The 20236-nt window shown below is 60.0% G+C and carries 13 protein-coding genes and 2 pseudogenes; 9 read left to right on the top strand and 6 right to left on the bottom strand.

Annotation, left to right across the window (positions count from 1 at the left end):
* Positions 1–94: 94 nt before the first annotated feature.
* On the top strand, positions 95–2017 hold the full coding sequence (locus AACY49_RS07330; protein WP_339522684.1) for an acetyl-CoA hydrolase/transferase C-terminal domain-containing protein: 1923 nt from the start codon (positions 95–97) through the stop codon (positions 2015–2017).
* Between the two features lie 127 nt (positions 2018–2144).
* On the opposite strand, the gene AACY49_RS07325 is transcribed toward AACY49_RS07330, so the two are convergent.
* Together AACY49_RS07325 and rep are read right to left on the bottom strand one after the other, a co-directional pair.
* Positions 2145–2717, bottom strand: a complete 573-nt coding sequence (locus tag AACY49_RS07325; RefSeq protein WP_339522682.1) for a xanthine phosphoribosyltransferase — start codon at positions 2715–2717, stop codon at positions 2145–2147.
* Positions 2718–2775: 58 nt separating this feature from the next.
* Entirely contained in the window at positions 2776–4785 is a 2010-nt protein-coding gene (gene rep / locus AACY49_RS07320; protein WP_095052389.1) for a DNA helicase Rep, read from the bottom strand.
* A gap of 261 nt (positions 4786–5046) precedes the next feature.
* Between rep and AACY49_RS07315 the strand changes: the two genes are divergently transcribed.
* A complete protein-coding gene (locus AACY49_RS07315) occupies positions 5047–6720 on the top strand; it encodes a putative bifunctional diguanylate cyclase/phosphodiesterase (protein WP_339522677.1) in 1674 nt (557 codons plus the stop codon).
* A gap of 124 nt (positions 6721–6844) precedes the next feature.
* On the opposite strand, the gene AACY49_RS07310 is transcribed toward AACY49_RS07315, so the two are convergent.
* On the bottom strand, positions 6845–8239 hold the full coding sequence (locus tag AACY49_RS07310; RefSeq protein WP_339522675.1) for a NorM family multidrug efflux MATE transporter: 1395 nt from the start codon (positions 8237–8239) through the stop codon (positions 6845–6847).
* A gap of 157 nt (positions 8240–8396) precedes the next feature.
* Between AACY49_RS07310 and AACY49_RS07305 the strand changes: the two genes are divergently transcribed.
* The 3 genes from AACY49_RS07305 (at position 8397) to AACY49_RS07295 (ending at position 12959) form a co-directional block, all read left to right on the top strand.
* Positions 8397–9317, top strand: coding sequence for a LysR substrate-binding domain-containing protein (locus AACY49_RS07305; protein ID WP_258698498.1), 921 nt, complete (start codon positions 8397–8399; stop codon positions 9315–9317).
* A 185-nt stretch (positions 9318–9502) separates the two neighbouring features.
* On the top strand, positions 9503–11479 hold the full coding sequence (locus AACY49_RS07300) for a methyl-accepting chemotaxis protein (protein WP_258698499.1): 1977 nt from the start codon (positions 9503–9505) through the stop codon (positions 11477–11479).
* Positions 11480–11744: 265 nt separating this feature from the next.
* The gene (locus AACY49_RS07295; RefSeq protein ID WP_008076137.1) at positions 11745–12959 is read left to right on the top strand and encodes an aldose 1-epimerase family protein; all 1215 of its coding nucleotides are present in this window, start codon (positions 11745–11747) and stop codon (positions 12957–12959) included.
* 6 nt (positions 12960–12965) lie between these two features.
* On the opposite strand, the pseudogene AACY49_RS07290 reads toward AACY49_RS07295, so the two are convergent.
* Positions 12966–13136 (bottom strand): annotated as a pseudogene (locus AACY49_RS07290) (YifB family Mg chelatase-like AAA ATPase); the annotation flags it as partial.
* A 32-nt stretch (positions 13137–13168) separates the two neighbouring features.
* A complete protein-coding gene (gene pdxR / locus AACY49_RS07285; protein ID WP_339522669.1) occupies positions 13169–14668 on the bottom strand; it encodes a MocR-like pyridoxine biosynthesis transcription factor PdxR in 1500 nt (499 codons plus the stop codon).
* A gap of 288 nt (positions 14669–14956) precedes the next feature.
* Between pdxR and AACY49_RS07280 the strand changes: the two genes are divergently transcribed.
* The 3 genes from AACY49_RS07280 to glyA are packed head-to-tail and all read left to right on the top strand — an operon-like array spanning position 14957 to position 18346.
* A complete protein-coding gene (locus tag AACY49_RS07280; RefSeq protein ID WP_339522668.1) occupies positions 14957–16207 on the top strand; it encodes a benzoate/H(+) symporter BenE family transporter in 1251 nt (416 codons plus the stop codon).
* The gene (locus AACY49_RS07275; protein ID WP_339522667.1) at positions 16207–17025 is read left to right on the top strand and encodes a YggS family pyridoxal phosphate-dependent enzyme; all 819 of its coding nucleotides are present in this window, start codon (positions 16207–16209) and stop codon (positions 17023–17025) included. Before AACY49_RS07280 ends, AACY49_RS07275 begins: the two co-directional genes overlap by 1 nt.
* A gap of 55 nt (positions 17026–17080) precedes the next feature.
* Positions 17081–18346 carry a serine hydroxymethyltransferase gene (gene glyA, locus AACY49_RS07270; protein ID WP_339522666.1) on the top strand — a complete coding sequence of 422 codons (1266 nt, stop codon included), beginning with the start codon at positions 17081–17083 and terminating at the stop codon, positions 18344–18346.
* Positions 18347–18438: 92 nt separating this feature from the next.
* On the opposite strand, the pseudogene AACY49_RS07265 reads toward glyA, so the two are convergent.
* Positions 18439–19812: pseudogene (locus tag AACY49_RS07265) on the bottom strand (YifB family Mg chelatase-like AAA ATPase); the annotation flags it as partial.
* Positions 19813–20032: 220 nt separating this feature from the next.
* Between AACY49_RS07265 and AACY49_RS07260 the strand changes: the two are divergent.
* Positions 20033–20206, top strand: a complete 174-nt coding sequence (locus AACY49_RS07260; protein WP_191627762.1) for a hypothetical protein — start codon at positions 20033–20035, stop codon at positions 20204–20206.
* The last annotated feature ends 30 nt before the right edge of the window (positions 20207–20236 follow it).

Raw genomic sequence — 20236 nt, 5'->3', positions numbered from 1 at the left:
TTGTGCCTGCGATTTACCCCTGAGGCTATGCTTTGCAGCAAAGCCCCGGCAAGCTCGGTCCAACCCCAATTCATGGAACGGGCGGGAGGATCAGATGGTGCAGTTGTGTTCTATCGAGCAGGCGGTCGATGACGTCCTGGCGCGGTTGCCGGCGCATATCCACATGGGATTGCCGCTGGGGCTGGGCAAGCCCAACCACTTCGTCAACGCGCTGTATCAACGGATCGCGCAACTGCCCGAGCGGCAACTGACGATTTACACCGCCCTGTGCCTCGGACGCCCGCCATTGGGCGATGGCTTGCAAAAGCGCTTCCTCGACCCCTTCATCGAGCGGGTGTTCGGTGATTATCCTGAACTGTGTTTCCTCGCCGACCTGCATCGCGACAGCCTACCGAGCAACATCCACGTTCATCAATTTTTCATGCAGCCGGGCAGCCTCCTTAACAGCGCAGCGGCCCAGCAGGATTACGTCAGCAGCAATTACAGCCACGCCGCACGGGATATCAACGCCGCCGGTTTGAACCTGGTGGCGCAACTGGTGGCCAGCCATGTCGAGCATCCCGATCGTCTGAGCCTGAGCTGCAACCCGGACATCACCCTCGACCTGTTGCCGATGATCGCCAAACGCCGGGCGGCGGGGGAGACGATCCTGATGGTGGGCCAGGTGCATAACGATTTGCCGTACATGCCGGGGGACGCGGAAATCGGCATCGACACCTTCGACCTGCTGATCGACGCGAAGGACAACACCACGCTGTTCTCCACACCGAACATGCCGGTGGGTTTTCAGGACCATTTCATTGGGCTGCACGCCAGCACGCTGGTGCGCGATGGCGGCACCTTGCAGATTGGCATCGGTGCCATGGGCGATGCCCTGACGGCGGCGTTGCTGGCGCGGCAGGCTGACAGTGACGGTTACAAGGCGCTGCTGGCGGACCTGAATCTCAGCCAGTGGGCGCAACTGATTGAGCGCGAAGGGGGCATCGAACCGTTCGCCAAGGGCCTTTATGGTTGCAGCGAAATGTTCGTCAACGGCTTGCTGGTGTTGGCGGATGCCGGGATCGTGCGGCGCAAGGTTTACCCGGACGTGCCGACCCAGCAGCAGGCGAATGACGGGACACTGGACGAGGCCGCACAGACTGACGGCATCTCGGTGCATGGCGGTTTTTTTCTCGGGCCGCACAGTTTTTACGAGCGCTTGCGCGAGCTACCGCAGAGTAAGCTGCTTGAATTCAACATGACCCGCATCAGCTACATCAACGAGCTCTACGGTCAGGAAGAACTCAAACGCTTGCAGCGCCTCGATGCGCGCTTCATCAACACCGTCTTCACCATGACCCTGCTCGGTGCCGGCGTGGCCGATCAGCTTGAAGACGGGCGAGTGCTGAGCGGTGTCGGCGGGCAGTACAACTTTGTAGCCCAGGGCCATGCGCTGGAAGGCGCGCGCTCGATCCTGCTGCTGCGCAGTTGGCGCGAGTCGGGCGGTGAAGTCAGTTCGAACTTCGTCTGGGAATACGGTCACTGCACGATCCCACGGCATCTGCGAGACATCGTCGTCACCGAGTACGGCATCGCTGATTTGCGGGGCAAGACCGACGCAGCGGTGATCGAGGCGTTGCTGAACATCAGCGACTCACGTTTCCAGTTGGGGCTGATCGAGCAGGCGCAAAACATTGGCAAATTGCCGAAGCATTTCCGCCTCGATCCGCGTTTCGCCGACAACAGCCCACAGCGTTTGCAGGCCATCCAGGCACGGCATTCGAATTTGTTTCCGGAGTATCCACTGGGCTGCGATTTCACAGCTGAGGAGCGGGACTTATTGCGGGCGCTGAACTGGTTGAAGAGCAAGTTCAAGCTCCCGGAAATTCTGGAGCTGGGCAAGGCTGCGCTGGATGCACCAGAGCCTTCGGAATTTCCCATGCATCTGGAGCGGATGCAGCTGACCCACCCCGAAGGATTGAAAGAGGACTTGTTTCAGCGGCTACTGCTCACCGGCCTCAAAGCCACCGTGCAGTAACAGCCACCACAAAAACCTGTGGGAGCGGGCTTGCCCGCGATGGCGGTGGAACAGCCAACATCAATGTTGAATGTGATGACCTCATCGCGGGCAAGCCCGCTCCCACAGGTTCGGTGATGCAGCTGGTTTATTCGATGAAGGTTACAACGCCATCCTTCAGGGACTGCACCCGCGCCAACGATTCAACCCGATAACCTTGGGCATCCAGTTCCGCACGACCACCCTGGAACGACTTCTCGATCACAATCCCCAAACCGGCCACGGTCGCGCCGGCCTGTTTGATGATCGAAATCAGCGCTTGCGACGCCTTACCGTTGGCCAAAAAGTCGTCGATGATCAGCACGCGATCGCTGCTGGTCAGGTGGCGCGGGGAGATCGCCACAGTGCTTTCGGTTTGCTTGGTGAACGAGTAAACGGTCGCCGACAGCAGGTTTTCAGTCAGGGTCAGGGACTGATGCTTGCGGGCGAAAATCACCGGCACGCCAAGGTTCAGGCCAGTCATGATCGCCGGGGCGATGCCCGAGGCTTCAATGGTGATGATCTTGGTGATGCCCGAGTCCTTGAACAGCGTGGCGAATTCGTCGCCGATCAGCTTCATCAGGGCCGGGTCGATCTGGTGGTTCAGAAAGGCGTCGACTTTCAGGACCTGGTCGGAAAGCACGATGCCTTCTTCGCGAATTTTCTTGTGCAGTGCTTCCATGAAGCTTTCCTCTTCGGCGCCTTGTGCGCCCCTAAGCTCTTATGAAAAGTGTTCGATTCTAGCGCTTTAACATTGCGCGTATATCCGCCAATGCGCTGTTGCCCCGAACGGCTTTGACTTCGGTCGGGGTGTCGTCGTTGCCTTCCCAGGCCAGATCGTCCGGCGGCAGTTCATCGAGGAAGCGGCTGGGCGCACAGTCGATGATCTCGCCGTATTGCTTACGCTTGGCGGCGAAAGTGAAGGCCAACGTCTGACGCGCTCTGGTAATCCCGACGTAGGCCAGGCGGCGTTCCTCTTCGATGGTGTCGGCTTCGATGCTGGAGCGGTGCGGGAGGATTTCCTCCTCCATGCCCATGATGAACACGTAAGGGAATTCCAGACCCTTGGAGGCATGCAAGGTCATCATCTGCACACCTTCGGCGCCGTCTTCCTCTTCCTGCTGACGTTCCAGCATGTCGCGCAGCACGAGTTTGCCGATCGCGTCCTCGACGGTCATTTCGCCTTCTTCGTCTTTCTCCAGCGTGTTCTTCAGCGCCTCGATCAGGAACCAGACGTTACCCATGCGGTAGTCGGCGGCCTTGTCGCTGGAGCTGTTGGTGCGCAGCCAGTTTTCGTAGTCGATGTCCATGACCATACTGCGCAGGGCGGAGATCGGGTCTTCTCCGGCGCATTGCTCGCGGACCTTGTCCATGAAACGCTTGAACCGCGACAGGCGATCGGTGAAGCGCGTGTCCAGATGCTCGCCCAAGCCGATTTCGTCGGTGGCGGCGTACATCGAGATTTTTCGCTCAGTGGCGTAGTTGCCCAGCTTTTCCAGCGTGGTCGAACCGATCTCCCGGCGTGGGACGTTGATCACCCGCAGGAAGGCGTTGTCGTCGTCCGGGTTCACGATCAGCCGGAAGTAGGCCATCAGGTCTTTCACTTCCTGACGTCCGAAAAAGCTGTTGCCGCCAGAGAGTCGGTAAGGCACCTGGTGATGCTGCAGTTTCAGCTCGATCAGCTTGGCCTGGTAGTTGCCGCGATACAGAATCGCGAAGTCGCTGTAGGGGCGGTCGGTGCGCAAGTGCAGGCTGAGGATTTCCACGGCCACGCGCTCGGCTTCGGCGTCTTCGTTGCGGCAACGAATCACACGGATTTCATCGCCGTGGCCCATCTCACTCCACAGCTGCTTTTCGAATTCGTGCGGGTTGTTGGAAATCAGCACGTTGGCGCAGCGCAGGATGCGGCTGGTGGAGCGGTAGTTTTGCTCGAGCATCACCACTTTCAGGGACGGGTAATCGTCCTTGAGCAGCATCAGGTTTTCCGGACGGGCGCCGCGCCAGGCATAGATTGACTGGTCGTCGTCGCCCACCACGGTGAACTGGTTGCGTTTGCCGATCAGCAGTTTCACCAGCAAATACTGGCTGGCGTTGGTGTCCTGGTATTCGTCCACCAACAGGTAGCGGACCTTGTTCTGCCATTTTTCCAGGATGTCGTCGTGTTCCTGGAACAGTTTTACCGGCAACAGGATCAGGTCGTCGAAGTCCACCGCGTTGAACGCCTTGAGCGTACGCTGGTAGTGGGTATAGACGATGGCGGCGGTCTGTTCCTTGGGGTTGCGCGCGTTTTCCAGGGCTTCGGGCGGCAGGATCAGGTCGTTTTTCCAGGCGCCGATCATGTTCTTGATCTCGTCGACGCCGTCGTCGCCCGAGTATTCCTTCTGCATGATGTCGGTCATCAAGGCTTTGACGTCGGTCTCGTCGAAGATCGAGAAGCCCGGTTTATAGCCCAGCCGCACGTGTTCCTTGCGGATGATGTTCAGGCCCAGGTTGTGGAAGGTACACACGGTCAGGCCACGGCCTTCGCCGCCTTTGAGCAGGGTGCCGACCCGTTCCTTCATCTCCCGCGCGGCCTTGTTGGTAAAGGTCATGGCGACGATGTACTGGGCGCGGATGCCGCAGCTCTGGATTAGGTGCGCAATTTTGCGCGTGATCACGCTGGTCTTGCCGGAGCCTGCGCCGGCGAGCACCAAAAGAGGGCCGCCGACGTAGCTCACGGCTTCTTGCTGCCGGGGATTGAGTCGGGACATACGAAATCAGGGAGTCGTTAGCGAAATGGGCCGGCATTTTAACAGGCTCAGCGAATTGTGCTGCTCTCTCCGACTTGTGACGCAACACACCATCTTCATTTGCCGGTTTAGCAACTTTCACGCAGGATGCGCGGTGAGTTTGCGTCTAATGTTCGTATTCAAGACACAAAACGTGTTTGATAACCGATGTCATTTTGTCATTGGATATCAGCGCGGCATAATGCCCGCCGCCTACATCATTGCAGAGTCTAGGGAGATAGCTTGTCTACGCCTGTCGAACCCTTGCGTTTGCTGCTACTGGCCGAAGAGCCGGCGTGGGCAGCGTTGTTGCGCGAGTGTCTGGCTCCGATGGGGAGTGCGGCGGTGCTGATCTGCGCGCCGAGCTGGGAGTCTGTCAGCAGCCTGTTCGATGACAACCGCTGCGCGGTGTTATTGACGATTCCTGCTCTCCAGCCGGCACCTGGCCGTTGCAGCCTGCCGACGGTGCTGCTGCTCGAACACGAGCCGCTGCTGCCGCCCGACGGTGTGAGCGACTGGCTGGTGCGCGATCTGCTGGACCCCGGCATGCTGCGTCGCTGCTTGCGTCATGTGCGTGAGCGCGGTGTGCTGGAAAACACGTTGCAGCGCCTGGCCGAACAAGACCCGTTGACCGGCATCGCCAACCGTCAGGGTTTCCAGACCTTGCTGGCGGCGCGTCTGGCGGAAAACGACGGCCGTGGCCTGGCCCTCGGTCACCTCGACCTCGACAACTTTCGCCATGCCAACGACGCCCTCGGCCATCAGGCCGGCGACCGGTTGATCTTGCAAGTGGTCGCGCGTCTGAAAAGCCAGCTGGAGGCCAGCGATCAATTGGCGCGGCTGGGCAGCGATGAATTCGCCCTGCTGATCGACACCCGCCGCGCCCCTCAGCGCGCCGAATGGATGGCCGAACGGATCATAGAAGTCCTGTCGGAGCCGTACTGGGTCGACGGCGAAAGCTTGTTGATCGGTTCCAGCCTCGGCGTTGCCCATGCTCGAGCCCAGGCCGGTGCCGACCCGCTGATGTGGCATGCGCACATCGCTATGCAGCAGGCCAAAAGCACCCAAGGTTGCACCTTTCACATCTTCAACGAACGGATCAATCGCAATGCCCGCAGCATCGCGGACCTCGAAAGCGAGCTGCGCCGGGCCTTGCGCCGCGATGAGCTGGAGCTGCATTACCAGCCTCGCCTGAACCTTGAAGACGGCCAGATTGTCGGCCTCGAAGCCTTGGTGCGCTGGCGTCATGGCGAACGCGGCTTGCTACCCCCTAGCGAATTCGTGCCGCTGGCCGAGCAAAGCGGCTTGATCGTGCCGCTGGGGTACTGGGTGATTTCCCGGGCCCTGCGGGACATGCAGGCGTTGCGCGAACGGGGGCTGCCGGCGCTGCACATGGCGATCAACCTGTCGTTCCGGCAGTTTCAGGACAGCCAACTGTTGTCGACCCTGAGCCGGCTGATTGCCGAGCGTGGCGTCGAGGCGCAATGGCTGGAATTCGAACTGACCGAAACCGCCGTGATGCGCCGCAGCGATCTGGTCAAGCAGACCATGGACGCTCTCGGGCGCCTCGGCGTGCGCTTCTCGCTGGACGATTTCGGCACCGGGTTCTCTTCGTTCGTGCACCTCAACAGCCTGCCGATTGCGTTGTTAAAGGTCGACAAGAGCTTTGTCGGTGGCATGGAAGAGCGGGAAGAGAATCGCAAACTGGTGCACGCGATGATCAACCTGGCGCACAACCTCAACCTCGAAGTGGTCGCCGAAGGTGTGGAAACGCCGGAGCAGCTGAATTTGTTGCGCGGGTTTGGTTGCGATCAGGTGCAGGGGTATCTGATCAGCAAGCCGTTGCCGTTGGCCGAGTTGGTGGAGTATCTGGCCTTTGGCAGCAGTCAGCAGCCGGTGCTGGAAATCGTGAGCTGACCACGACTTTTCAGTTGGCACAAAACCTGTGGGAGCGAGCTTGCTCGCGATAGCGGAGTATCAGTCGACATGGATTTTGACTGACCTGGCCTCATCGCGAGCAAGCTCGCTCTCACAGGGGATCTCACTCCGCCTGAACTGTCTCGAATTGCTGTGACCCCGGCTCGGACCGAATCATCCGCGTCATCTTCCACTCAAACGCCAGCGTCAGACTCACCGCCGCACACGCCAGCCCCAGCGCCAACCCCCACCAGACCCCCGTTGGCCCCCAGTTCAAATGGAAGGCCATCCACCAGGCGGCCGGTGCACCGATCAGCCAGTAGCAACCCAAACCCACCAGGAACGTGGTCTTGGCATCCTTGAGCCCGCGAATGCAGCCCATGGCGATGGTTTGCGTGCCGTCGAACAGCTCGAACCACGCCGCCACCGCCAGCAGGCTCACGGCCAGATTGATGACTTCGCGGAACGCCGGGTCGTTGTGGTCTAGGAACAAGCCGATCAACTGATTCGGCAGCAGCCAGAAGACCATCGCAAACCCCAGCATCGACGCGGCTCCAAAGGCGATCCCGACGCGGCCGGCCAGCCGTGCATCCCGCAATTGCCCGGCACCGTAATGCTGGCCGATGCGCATGGTGATCGCATAGGAAAGCCCCGCCGGCACCATGAACGCCACCGAGACGATTTGCAGGGCGATCTGGTGCGCTGCCAGTTGCGTACTGCCCATGGTGCCCATGCACAGCGCGGCGAAGGCAAACAGGCCGACTTCCACCGCATAAGTGCCGCCAATCGGCAGGCCCAGGCGCCACAATTCCTTCAAGTACTGACGATTGGGCCGCGACAGACCCTGGCGCAATGGATACGCGTCATAGGCCGGATGCCGACGAATGTGCAGCGCGAGTGCCAGCGCCATGAGGTTGGCCACGATCGCTGTGACCAGACCGATGCCCATCAGACCCATTTTCGGCAGACCGAACATGCCGGTGATCAATGCATAGTTGAGCAGGAAGTTGGCCACGGTGCCGGCGAGGCTGATGACCATCACCGGTGTCGCCCGACCGATGGCACTGGTGAAGCCGCGCAGCGCCATGAAGCTCAGGTAGCCGGGCAGGGCGAGCGGCAGGATCAACAGAAACTGGCCGGCAGCCTGGACGTTGGTTTCGGTCTGACCGAACAGCAGCAACACCGGTTTCAGGTTCCACAGCAGCAAACCCGCCACCAGTGCCATCAACCATGCCAGCCACAACCCGGCCTGGGTCAGCCGCGCCGCGCCAATGATGTCGCCCGCGCCCTGACGAATCGCCACCAGGGTGCCGACGGCGGCGATCACGCCGATGCAGAAAATCGACACGAACGAATACGTCGCCGCGCCCAGACCACCGCCGGCGAGCGCCTCGGGGCTCAGGCGCGCCATCATCAAAGTGTCGGTGAGGACCATCAACATGTGCGCCAACTGCGAGGCAATCAACGGCCCCGCCAGCCGCAGGATGGCCCAGAGCTCAATACGCGCTGGATGCTGCATGATCATCACGCTCGATTGTCAGAGAGAACAGGAAGCGTCGATTCTCGGCGCTCTGCGGGGTTTGCACAAAGGGATAAAAAGGATGGGTGGCATGATTAAAACTCATGCTCAGGGCTTTCTGATAAGTTGAGGCAACCGCGCTATAGGAGCTTTCCCAATGTCCCGTCGTCTTCCTCCCTTGTATGCCCTTCGAGCATTCGAAGCGGCGGCGCGGCATAGCTCGTTTACCCGTGCCGCCGAAGAATTGTCGATCACGCAAAGTGCGGTCAGTCGGCACATTCGTACGCTCGAAGAGCATTTTTCCTGTCGGCTGTTTCATCGCAGCGGGCGCAACCTGCAACTGACCGAATCGGCGCGGTTGATCCTGCCCGGCATTCGCGAAGGCTTCACCGCCCTTGAACGGGCCTGCAATACCTTGCGCGCCGAGGACGACATCCTGCGCATGAAGGCCCCGTCGACCCTGACCATGCGCTGGCTGCTGGCGCGGCTCAGTCGATTTCGGCACCTGCGACCGGGGAACGAGGTGCAATTGACCAGCGCCTGGATGGATGTCGATACGGTGGACTTCAACCACGAACCCTTCGATTGCGCGGTCATCCTCAGTAATGGGCACTTTCCACCGGACTGGGAGACGACTTTGCTGTTCCCCGAAGAGCTGATTCCGGTGGGGGCGCCGAATCTTCTGAAGGATCAACCGTGGGACGTTGCGCGCCTGGCCAGCACCGAGCTGCTGCACCCGACGCCGGACCGCCGTGACTGGCGCAACTGGCTGGAACGCATGGGCCTGACCGATCAGGTTTCGCTCAAGGGCGGGCAGGTATTCGACACGCTGGAGCTGGGCATGATTGCTGCCGCCCGAGGTTACGGCGTGTCGATGGGGGATTTGCTGATGGTGGCGGAGGACGTTGCGCAAGGACGTCTGAGTTTGCCGTGGCCGACGGCCGTTGCCAGTGGTGAGCATTATTACCTGGTCTGGCCGAAAACCCGTCCGGGAGGTGAACGTTTGCGCCGGCTCAGCGACTTCCTGCAAGGGGAAGTCCGAGCCATGGAATTACCGGATGTCGAGCGCTTGGGCTGAATCGATGGAGTCGCCGCAATGGCGGCCTTGAGCCATATCCCGGTTAATCACTCAAGTATTCAGCTCTGCCGCCGAAAATCTGCTCATGGAACCTTCGTGCAGGGTCCACGTTATTCCCACTATCAGAAATTTTGCCGAGTGTGCGATGGGATCAGAGTGATCCGGCCACTGGGTCAGGAGCTGTCATGTCTCAACCTCGTGCTCGGATCGCTTCACAGCTGGGTCTTGCGCTTGCCGTGATACTGGCAATTGTCATCAGCGGCAGTACCGTGTTTGCCCTGCGTTCGCTGGACGCTGCCAACCTCGCCACCCGCGAAGAGCACCTGGCCAGCGAGGCACGGCTGCTGGCCGATCAGCTGAGCACTTTCCACGGCACGTTGCGTGAAAGTACCCAGCGCCTCAGCGGCCTGTTCGAGAAGCGCTTCAGCGCCGGTTTGAGTGTTCATCCGGATGAGCCGGTGACTGTGGCGGGTGTGCAGGCCCCGGGCCTGCACCTGGGCAGTGAAGTGCTGAATAACAACTTCGCGGAAGTCGATGAGTTCAAGCAGATGACCGCCGGCGTCGCCACGCTGTTCGTGCGCAAAGGCGAAGACTTCATTCGGGTCAGCACGTCCTTGAGCAAACAGGACGGTACCCGGGCCATCGGCACGCTGCTGGATCACGCTCACCCGGCCTATGCACGTTTGATAGCCGGGCAGAGCTATGTGGGTCGCGCCTTGCTCTTTGAACGCTCCTACATGACTCAGTACACCCCCGTACGCGACAGCGGCGGTAAGGTGATTGCCGTGCTGTTCGTAGGATTCGATTACACCGACGCACAGAAGGCCCAGTTCGAAAACCTCAAACGCTTCCGCATCGGCCAGACTGGCTCCCTGGCGCTGCTTGATGAGCAGAACAAATGGCTGGTGCCGATCGCCGGTGTGCAAGCGCCGGATCAGGCGGTCCCAAACATCGTTGGTCTGGCCAAGACGCCGGGCAAGGGTGATTTCTGGAGCGACACGTCGCAAGACTTCTACAGCGTTGCGGTGCCGTTCGAGGGCGGGCCCTGGTCGGTGGTGGCGAGTATGCCGAAAACCGAAATCCGCGCCGTGACGTGGAGCGTCGGTATTCAATTGGCCATCGGCAGTCTGCTGGCGATGTTGCTGGCGGTCGGAGCGGCAGTCTGGTTGTTGCGCAGCAAACTGGCGCCGCTGAGTGATCTGGTGCGTCAGGCCGAAGCCTTGGGCGCCGGTGATTTGAGTGTGCGCCTGAACGTGTCGAGCAATGACGAGATCGGTCAGTTGGCCCGTGCCTTCAACCAGATGAGCCAGGCACTGTCGGCCATGGTCGAGCATATCCGCAAGGCCTCGGAAGAGGTCAACAGCCGTGCTCAGGCGTTGTCCGGCTTATCAGGTGGTGCCTACGAAGGGATGGAGCAGCAGTCCGGCGAAATCACCAGCATGGCCGGCGCCGTGGAAGAATTCAGCGCCACCTCGTTGAACATCGCCGACAACATGGGCAACACCCAGCGTCTGGCGCAGGAAAACGCACAGCAAACCCAGATCGGTCGTACGTCGATGGACGAAGCTTCCTCATCCCTGGAGCAAATCGCCGGTGCACTGAACAGCACCGCGACGGTGATCAATACCTTGGGTCAGCGTTCTCAGGAAATCGGCGGCATTGTCGGGGTGATTACCGCGATCGCCGAACAAACCAACCTGCTGGCGCTCAACGCCGCCATCGAAGCCGCCCGCGCCGGTGAGCAGGGCCGTGGGTTTGCGGTGGTGGCCGATGAGGTGCGCAACCTGGCCTCACGCACCCGCCAGGCCACTGACGAAATTTCCGGGATGATTCAAAGCATCCAGCAGGAAACCGGCAATGCCATCAGCACCATGGAACAGGGCAACGTACTGATGCAGGAAGGCCTGTCGCGCAACGCCAACGTCGCTTCGGCCCTGGCGCGGATCGATGAACAAAGCCGCTCGGCCGGTCAGCAGTTCGCTGCGATCACCACAGCGACCCAGGAACAAAGCAGCACAGCGACCTTGCTCAGCAGCAATCTGCAAAGCATCGCTTTGGCGAACAGTGAACAGCGCGAAGTGGTGTCGAACCTGGCTGTGACCGCCAAAGAGCTGGAGAAGCTTGCGGCGGATCTGCGGCATGAGGTTGACCGGTTTCGTTGAGTCACCTCTGAAATCGCCTTCGCGAGCAAGCCCGCTCCCACAGTAGATCTGCGGTGAACACAGTATTTGTGAACGCTGGAGATCATGTGGGAGCGGGCTTGCCCGCGAAGGGATCGACTCGATTCCCAATTTGTCTCAAAGCTGTGGATCAATTCCTCACTAATAGTCTTCCTTGGCATTTAGCACCAGTGTCTCGATTTTTATGCTTGCTGAAACGTTTCTTCAAGTCTATAAAATTGGCACAACTCCAAGAAAGGCTGCTGCCATGACCCCGCTCAAACTCTTCGTTGCCCTCAGCGCACTGTCCGCTGCCTCCCAAGCCATGGCCTGGGATTATGTTTTGCTCGACACCGACAAAGCCGCCCAGAACTGGCAGATCACCAGCCAGCAACTCGGCGTAAAAACCGACAAACCCTTCAGCGTCACCCTGCGCACCTTGCACGGCGGTCGGCAGGAAGGCGTCAGCATCGTCGACATCGATAACGGCACGATGAAACTTTCGGTAGTACCGACTCGCGGCATGAACGTCCTGCAGGCCTCCGTCGGCGATGTGCGCATGGGCTGGGATTCGCCGGTCAAGGAAGTGGTCAATCCATCCTTCATCGAACTCAACGGCCGCGGTGGTTTGGGCTGGCTGGAAGGCTTCAACGAACTGGTCACCCGCTGTGGCTACGAATGGGTCGGTCACCCCGGCATCGACAACGGCGAACTGCTGACCCTGCACGGTCGCGCCGCCAACATCCCTGCGAACAAAGTCACCCTGCACATCGATGAAAAACCGCCGTACGCCATCACTCTGCGCGGCGAGCTGAAAGAACAGGCGTTCAAGAAAGTCGACTTCTCCGTCGCGACCGAACTGGTCACCGAACCCGGCAGCGTAGCGTTCGCCCTCAACGACACCCTGACCAACAACGGCGACTATCCGAAGGAATACCAGGCGCTGTATCACAGCAACTTCAGTACCCCATTCCTGGAGCAGGGCGCTCGCTTCGCCGCGCCGGTGAAACAGGTGTCGCCATTCAACGACAAGGCCAAGGGCGATCTGCCCGACTGGCAAACCTACCGCGCACCGACCAAGGACTACGACGAAACGGTCTATAACGTGGTGCCATATGCCGATGCCAAGGGCGATACATTAACCGTGCTGCATAACAAGGCCGGCAGCCTGGGGGTTTCGGTCGGCTTCAATACTCAAACACTGCCCGTGTTCTCCCTGTGGAAAAACACCGATACCCAGGGGCAGGGCTATGTCACGGGACTGGAGCCGGGGACGAGTTTTTCTTACAACCGCCGGTATCAGCGGCCATTGAACCTGGTGCCGACGATTGGGCCGAAGGAACAGAAGCAGTTCGGGATCAGCTACAGCTTGTTGGCGGATAAGGCGGCTGTGGATAAGGCGTTGAAGCGTGTGAGCGAGATTCAGGGTGGGCGGGAGACAGAGGTGCGGCAGACGCCATTGGTTGACCTCACCAAGGGGTGACGCCTGCTAATTTGTGCTCGGCCGGTATTGCAGTGCCTCGGCCAAGTGCTCGCGGGTAATGCCATCGACTTGCTCAAGGTCCGCCAGGGTGCGCGCCACTTTGAGCAGTCGATGGGCTGACCTCAGCGACAAGGTCAGCCGTTCGCACGCCGTTTCCAGCCAGGTTTGGTCAGCAGTGACGGGTATCGCGCGAGCCTTCCAAAAATGCCCTACCGGGTTTTCAGTGCATTGGCCAAGCGCAGCATGGCCGCTTCGATTTCATGAGCGGTCAGGGACGAGTAACCCAATAACCAGCCTTGTTTCTTCTCCTCGCCGGCGTACAACCGGCTCAGGCCGGAAAGCTGCACGCCCGCGCTGGCCGCTTGGCGGATGGTTTTTTCTTCAGACCAGCCATCGTGCAGCAGGCAGGGAATTTGTAGCCCGCCGGGAGGGCGCAAGGCGGTAACGATGCCGTCCAGGTGCTTGCCGATCGTGTCGAGCATGATGGCGCGGCGTCCGGCATACAACTTGCGCATGGCTCGGACGTGGGCGTTGTAATGGCCGTCCTCCATAAAGCGCGCCAGGGTCAGTTGCAGGATTTGTGGTGTATGGCCGTCAATCATGCTGCGGGCGTAGGTGAAAGCCTTGATCAGCTCGTGGGGCAGTACCATGTAACCCATTCGCAAGCCGGGGTAGAGGGTCTTGCTGAAGGTGCCGATATAGAGCGTACGCTGATACTTGTCCAGGCCCTGTACGCAGGCGGTCGGTTGCCCGTCGTAGTGAAACTCGCTGTCGTAATCATCTTCGATGATCCATTTGCCCTTCTCCGCTGCCCAGTTGATCAACTCAAGACGACGCTCCAGCGGCAAGGTCGCGCCGGTGGGGTATTGATGAGAAGGCGTGACATAAACGCAATTGGCGCCGCTGCGGTCGGCGTACAGCAGGTCGGTGCGTATGCCCAGTTCATCGACATCGATGGGAAGAACGTTGGTTTCGGCGGTTTCAAAGGCTTTCTTGGCGCCGTAGTAACCCGGGTTTTCCAGCAGGATCGGTTTGCCGGCGTCCACCAGCAACTGCGCACACAGAAAAAGAGCCTGGCGAGTGCTGCTCAATACCATGATCTGGTCGGGGGAGCATTTGGCCCCGCGCTCGAGGTTCAAGTAGGTGGCGATGGCCTTGCGCAGCGGCTCGGCGCCTTGCGGATCGCCGTGCAATAGCACGTTTGCGCGATAGTCCTTCATCACTTGGCGTTGCAGGCGCTCCCAGACATCGGTGGGGAAGGTGCGGGTTTCCGGCAGGCCGGTCGCGAATGCCTTGATTACCTGCTGATCGTTCACGCCGCCACTGTCGAAGATCATCCGCCCGCGCTGGCTCAATCCCGCCCCCGGTGCCGCCTGACTGCTTTTGACTTCCTGCGCCTTGATGCGTCGGCGCGCTGCGCCGCGCAATTCGGTGCCCAGCGTTTCACAGACATAACTGCCAGCCCCCTCGCGCCGCACGATAAAACCGTCGCGGTGCAGTTGCACGTAGGCGTTTTCAACAGTGTCGCGGGCAACCTCGAGTGACTTGGCCAGGACCCGGGTCGCGGGCAGCTTCAAGCCTGGGGCAAGGGCGCCATCGAGGATCAATGCACGCAGTGCGCGCTGAATCCGCTGATGCAGATTCAACAGCTGGAACTCAACATCGTTGAGGCGCATTTTCAGCGTTTCCAGCTCGAACGTCTTCGCCATGCGGTCTGCCTGATCTTAGTAAATTGGCCTGCAAAGGCAGGCCAGTCTATCCGTAGAATCCGCCCATCGTCACTGCCTTTGCGCTCGGTGATCGGTCGCTGCATTGAGCGACTTCATGAAGAATTTTGCCCGCGGGCTGAGGCAGGGATCGCTTTCAGTCACAGCAAGCGGTCTGGTAAGTGGTCTGGCCTTCTGCGAGAAAGTGCAGGGGCAAAACATGCCATTTCAACGTTATAAATCCGCCCTTATCCGGGACAGGCACCTCGTTTTGCAAGGAGCAAAGCCATCATGTCGTCTTCAGCATTGCCATCGCCCCTGCGTCTACGGGACCTTCTGCATCCGACTGTCGCCGGGCTGATTTCAGTCATCGTCAACTATGGCGGCACTTTCATCCTGGTCTTTCAGGCCGCCAAAGTGGCCGGGCTCAGCCCAGAGCTGACAGCGTCGTGGGTATGGTCGGTGTCGATTGGCGTGGGCATTACCGGGCTGTTTCTGAGTTGGGTGAGCCGAGAGCCGATCATTACCGCCTGGTCGACACCCGCGGCGGCTTTTCTGGTCGTCGCGCTGTCCACCACGCCTTACGCCGAGGCGGTGGGTGCGTACATTATTTCGGCCGCCGCCTTCGTGCTGCTGGGTTTGTCCGGTTGCTTCGAAAAACTCATCCGCCTGATTCCGTCGGGTGTGGCTGCGGGCCTGCTGGCCGGTATCTTGCTGCAGTTCGGAATCGGCGCGTTTGGTGGCATGAGTCTTGACCCCGTGTTGGTCGGGTTGCTGATTGCCGCTTACGTTGTGCTCAAGCGCTTTACCGCGCGCTACGCGGTGGTGGGCATTCTGGTGCTGGGGCTGGCGTTTCTTCTGACGCAGGGCCGTGTAGAACTGTCGGGGCTGGCGCTGCAATTCGCGGTACCGGTATTCACCCAGCCTGAGTTTTCGATCAATGCGCTGCTCAGTGTGGCACTGCCGCTGTTCCTGATCACGCTCACCGGCCAGTACATGCCGGGCATGCTGGTGCTGCGCAACGATGGCTTCAGCACCAGCGCTAATCCTATCCTGACTGTCACAGGGCTGGGCTCCTTGCTAATGGCGCCCTTCGGTTCTCACGCCTTCAATATCGCGGCCATCACGGCGGCCATCTGCACCGGCAAAGAAGCCTCGGAGGATCCGTCCAAGCGCTGGATCGCCGGGGTTGCTGCGGGACTGTTCTACATCCTCGTAGGGATTTTCGGGGTGACCCTTGCTGCAGTGTTCATGGCGTTACCGGCCACCTTCATTACGACGCTGGCCGGGCTGGCCCTGCTCGGCACTATCGGCGCGAGCCTGGCCAGCGCCATGGCTGACGTCAAAACCCGCGAAGCCTCGCTGATCACCTTTCTGGCGTCCGCCGCGAACATCACCTTGCTGGGGATTGGTGGGGCGTTCTGGGGGTTGCTGATCGGTTTGGCGGCCTACGCCTTACTCAATGGCCGCTTACCGCGTCGCGAGACGATGGTCATTCCGGCTGCCGACGCTGTTGTGACGACCAAAGGAGCCACCCACTGATGTTTGATCAACTGGAAGAAACCATCACCCTGCACGAGCGTCATGGCCGTTACCCACAGGCCACCAGCGTCGAGGACTTTCGCCGCAACCTGGCAGCCGTGCAGCAGCGAATCGCCAATGCCTGTCAGCGGGTCGGACGTGATCCGGCGAGTGTGCGCCTGCTGCCGGTCAGCAAAACCTTTGACGAAGCTCATCTGCGTCTGGCCTACGCCGCTGGCTGCCGTCTACTCGGTGAGAACAAGGTGCAGGAAGCGCAGCGCAAATGGCAGGCCATGACCGACCTGGCCGACCTGCAATGGTCGGTTATCGGCCACCTACAAACCAACAAGGCCAAGCAGGTGGCGCGTTTTGCCAGTGAGTTTCAGGCGCTGGACAGCTTGCGAGTGGCCGAGGCCCTGGATCGTCGCCTGCACATCGAGGGGCGCCAACTGGATGTGTTCGTTCAGGTCAATACCTCCGGCGAAGCCAGCAAATACGGCTTGGCGCCCGAAGCCGTCGCGGACTTTTTGAATGCCCTGCCGGCGTTCCCGGCGTTACGGGTGCGTGGGTTGATGACACTGGCGCTGTTTTCGGCCGACGTGGTCCGTGTCCGTCCTTGCTTTGTACGGCTGCGCGAACTGCGCGAGCGCTTGCGCCAGCGCGCCCCGGCGGGCGTCTGGCTGGAGGAATTGTCTATGGGCATGTCCGGTGATTTCGAAGTCGCCATTGAAGAGGGGGCCACCGTGGTGCGTGTCGGTCAGGCCATCTTCGGCGCACGTGCCATGCCGGATGCCTACTACTGGCCGACCGCGGATGCCCGTCCGGGAAGTGATGAGTAGTCGCCGCTGACACTCCCCTTAACATCTTGATCCAGCTCTACAGGAAGCCAATCCGATGTACGATTCAACGCTGACCCTTAAAGCATTCGACGCCGAGCTGTGTGAGGCGATTCATAACGAAGAACATCGTCAGGAAGACCACGTCGAACTGATCGCTTCCGAAAATTACGCCAGCCCTCTGGTGATGAAAATCCAGAGCACCGTGCTCACCAATAAATACGCCGAAGGCTACCCAGGCAAGCGCTACTACAGCGGCTGCGAGTATGTCGATGTGGCCGAGCGTCTGGCCATCGAGCGGGTCAAGGCCCTGTTCAACTGCGACTACGCCAACGTGCAGCCGCATGCGGGTGCCCAGGCGAACGCTGCGGTATTCCTGGCATTGATCAATCCTGGCGATACGGTGATGGGCATGAACCTGGCCCAAGGTGGCCACCTGACCCACGGTAACCCTTCAAACTTCTCGGGCCGTCATTACAAGATCGTTCCTTATGGCCTTGACCCGCAGACGGGCTTTCTCGATTACGACGAGATGGAACGTATCGCCCTGGAAACCCGGCCGAAGATGCTGATCGGTGGTTTTTCCGCCTACTCCCGGTACAAAGACTGGGCGCGCATGCGGGCCATTGCCGACAAGGTCGGAGCCATTTTCTGGGTCGACATGGCCCACGTCGCAGGATTGGTCGCCGCGGGAGAATACCCGGACCCATTGCCGCACGCCCATGTGGTCACCAGCACCACGCACAAGACCCTGCGGGGCCCACGGGGTGGCTTGATTTTGTCCAAGGGGCAAGATGACGCATTCTACAAAAAGCTTGATTCTGCGGTATTCCCGGGTGTTCAGGGCGGCCCATTGATGCACCAGATCGCCGCCAAGGCCGTCGCTTTCAAGGAAGCACTGAGGCCCGAGTTCAAAACCTATCAGAGCCAAGTGGTGATCAACGCCCGGGCCATGGCGGCCGTGCTGCAAGAGCGGGGTTACAAGATCGTCTCCGGTGGCACCGATAACCACATGATGCTAATCGACCTGTCCGACAGGCCTTATACCGGCAAGGAAGCCGATACGGCCCTGAGCAATGCCTATATCACCGCTAACAAGAACTCGGTGCCCAACGACCCGCGCTCGCCGTTCGTGACCTCCGGGTTGCGCATCGGTACCCCAGCCATCACCACCCGTGGTTTCGGCGTGATCGAATGTGAACAATTGGCGGGCTGGTTGTGCGACGTACTGGACGCCCTGGAAAGCGGCAACAGCGAGAAGGTGGGGCATCACGTGCGTGAACAGGTGGTGGAGCTCTGCCGCCGTCATCCTGTCTATCGTTAACCCTGTTACTCCGGGCTATTACCCGGCTGATGTCATCATCGGGCGAAAAACCAGACGCTTGGGACGACCGGGTGCACTCGATGCCAATCTCTCTAGCTGGATGCGGATGGCCGATATTGCAGTGCTTCGGCGACGTGGCTGCGACCGATAGCGTCTACTTGTTCCAGATCCGCCAGGGTACGGGCGACTTTCAGTAGGCGGTGAGCGGCACGAAGCGAAAGGGTTAGTCGCTCGCAGGCGCTTTCCAGCCAGCCTTCATCGGCTTTGGATAACGCGCAATGCTGGCGCAGCCCTGGCAGGTCGAGAAAGGCGTTGGCGCAGCCCTGACGCTGTTGCTGACGCTCCCGGGCTTGGGCGACCAGGGCAGAAGCGCTGGCCGTATCGTCACCGGTTTTGATCGGGTTCAGCGCCGTGCTTTCCCGGGCCACTGTTAGATGCAGATCGATGCGGTCCAGCAGCGGCCCCGACAGTTTGTTGCGATAGCGCTGAACCATGTCCGGCGTACAGGAGCAACGACCGCTCGGCTCGCCAAGATATCCACAGGGGCAGGGATTCATCGCGGCGACCAGCTGAAAGCGCGCCGGGAAGCGTACTCGGTCCTTGGCGCGGGAAATCACGATATGGCCGGATTCCAGTGGCTCTCTCAGTACTTCCAACACCTTGCGATCAAATTCCGGGAGTTCATCGAGGAACAGCACACCATGGTGGGCGAGGGTGATTTCGCCGGGTTGCGGTTTCGAGCCGCCGCCCACCAGCGCCGGGCCTGAAGCGGAGTGGTGTGGTTGTCGGAAGGGGCGTTGCGGCCAATGACTCAGTGGCACACAACTGGCGACGGATTGAATCGCCGCGACTTCCAGCGCTTCACTCTCGGCCAATGGCGGCAACAGGCCGGGCAGACGACTCGCCAACAACGTTTTCCCCGTCCCCGGCGGTCCGCTGAACAGCAAGTTGTGAGCCCCTGCCGCTGCAATCAGCAACGCGCGTTTGGCCGCAAGTTGCCCCTGCACTTCATTCAAGTCTGGATAGGGCTTGTTGGCATAGAGCAAACCATTGGAAGCGTAGGGTGCGATGGGCGTGTGACCATTGAAATGCGCGACCGCTTCCAGCAAATGATCCACCGCAATCACTTTCAACCCCGAAGCCAGGCAGGCCTCCTCGGCATTCGCTCGCGGCACCACCAGCGTGCGCCCGGCCTTGCGCGCTGCCAGCGCCGCCGGCAACACCCCGCGAACCGCCCTCACCGCGCCCGACAGCGCCAGCTCTCCCAGGCACTCCACATCATCCAGCGTCAACGTCGGCACTTGCACACTGGCCGACAGAATTCCCAAGGCAATCGCCAGATCGAACCGCCCGCCATCCTTCGGCAAGTCTGCCGGGGCGAGATTCAAGGTGATACGCCGTGCTGGAAATTGCAGCCCCGAATTGATGATCGCGCTGCGTACCCGGTCCTTGCTTTCCTTCACCGCGCCTAGCTAGCGAATTAACAAATTTTTCTTCAACTCGCATAGCGCTTATATAAAGGGCGAAAGGTCCCAGGAACGAAGGGGTTTTTTAGCTCGTAATCCTTGCCTTACGCCGAACGTCAGCTAGCCTATCGCTTGTCAATACGTTGATTTCATGGTTTCTAGATGTAGAATGCATCGTTTTTGAAATGCATGCTCCGCGCAATCTGCGCAAGGAACGAAAATGAAGAGATTCGACGAGCCGAACGTCTATCAAAATGATAAGCCGTCGCGCCAAGAAACCGTTCAGAACTCCAACATTGTTGGCTTCGCGTCCTTCAAAGAAAAAAAAGCCGAGTCCGAATACAAAAAAGCCATCGAAAGCATTTTAGCTAGGGCGCAAAAAGCAGACTGGTAACGCAATCCCCCCTTGCTAGTGCCTCAAGGA

This window comes from Pseudomonas sp. EL_65y_Pfl2_R96 (assembly GCF_963970905.1).
Classification (GTDB): Bacteria; Pseudomonadota; Gammaproteobacteria; order Pseudomonadales; family Pseudomonadaceae; genus Aquipseudomonas.
Note: the sequence above shows the minus strand (reverse complement) of the source record. Positions and strands in the feature narration are given on the sequence as shown.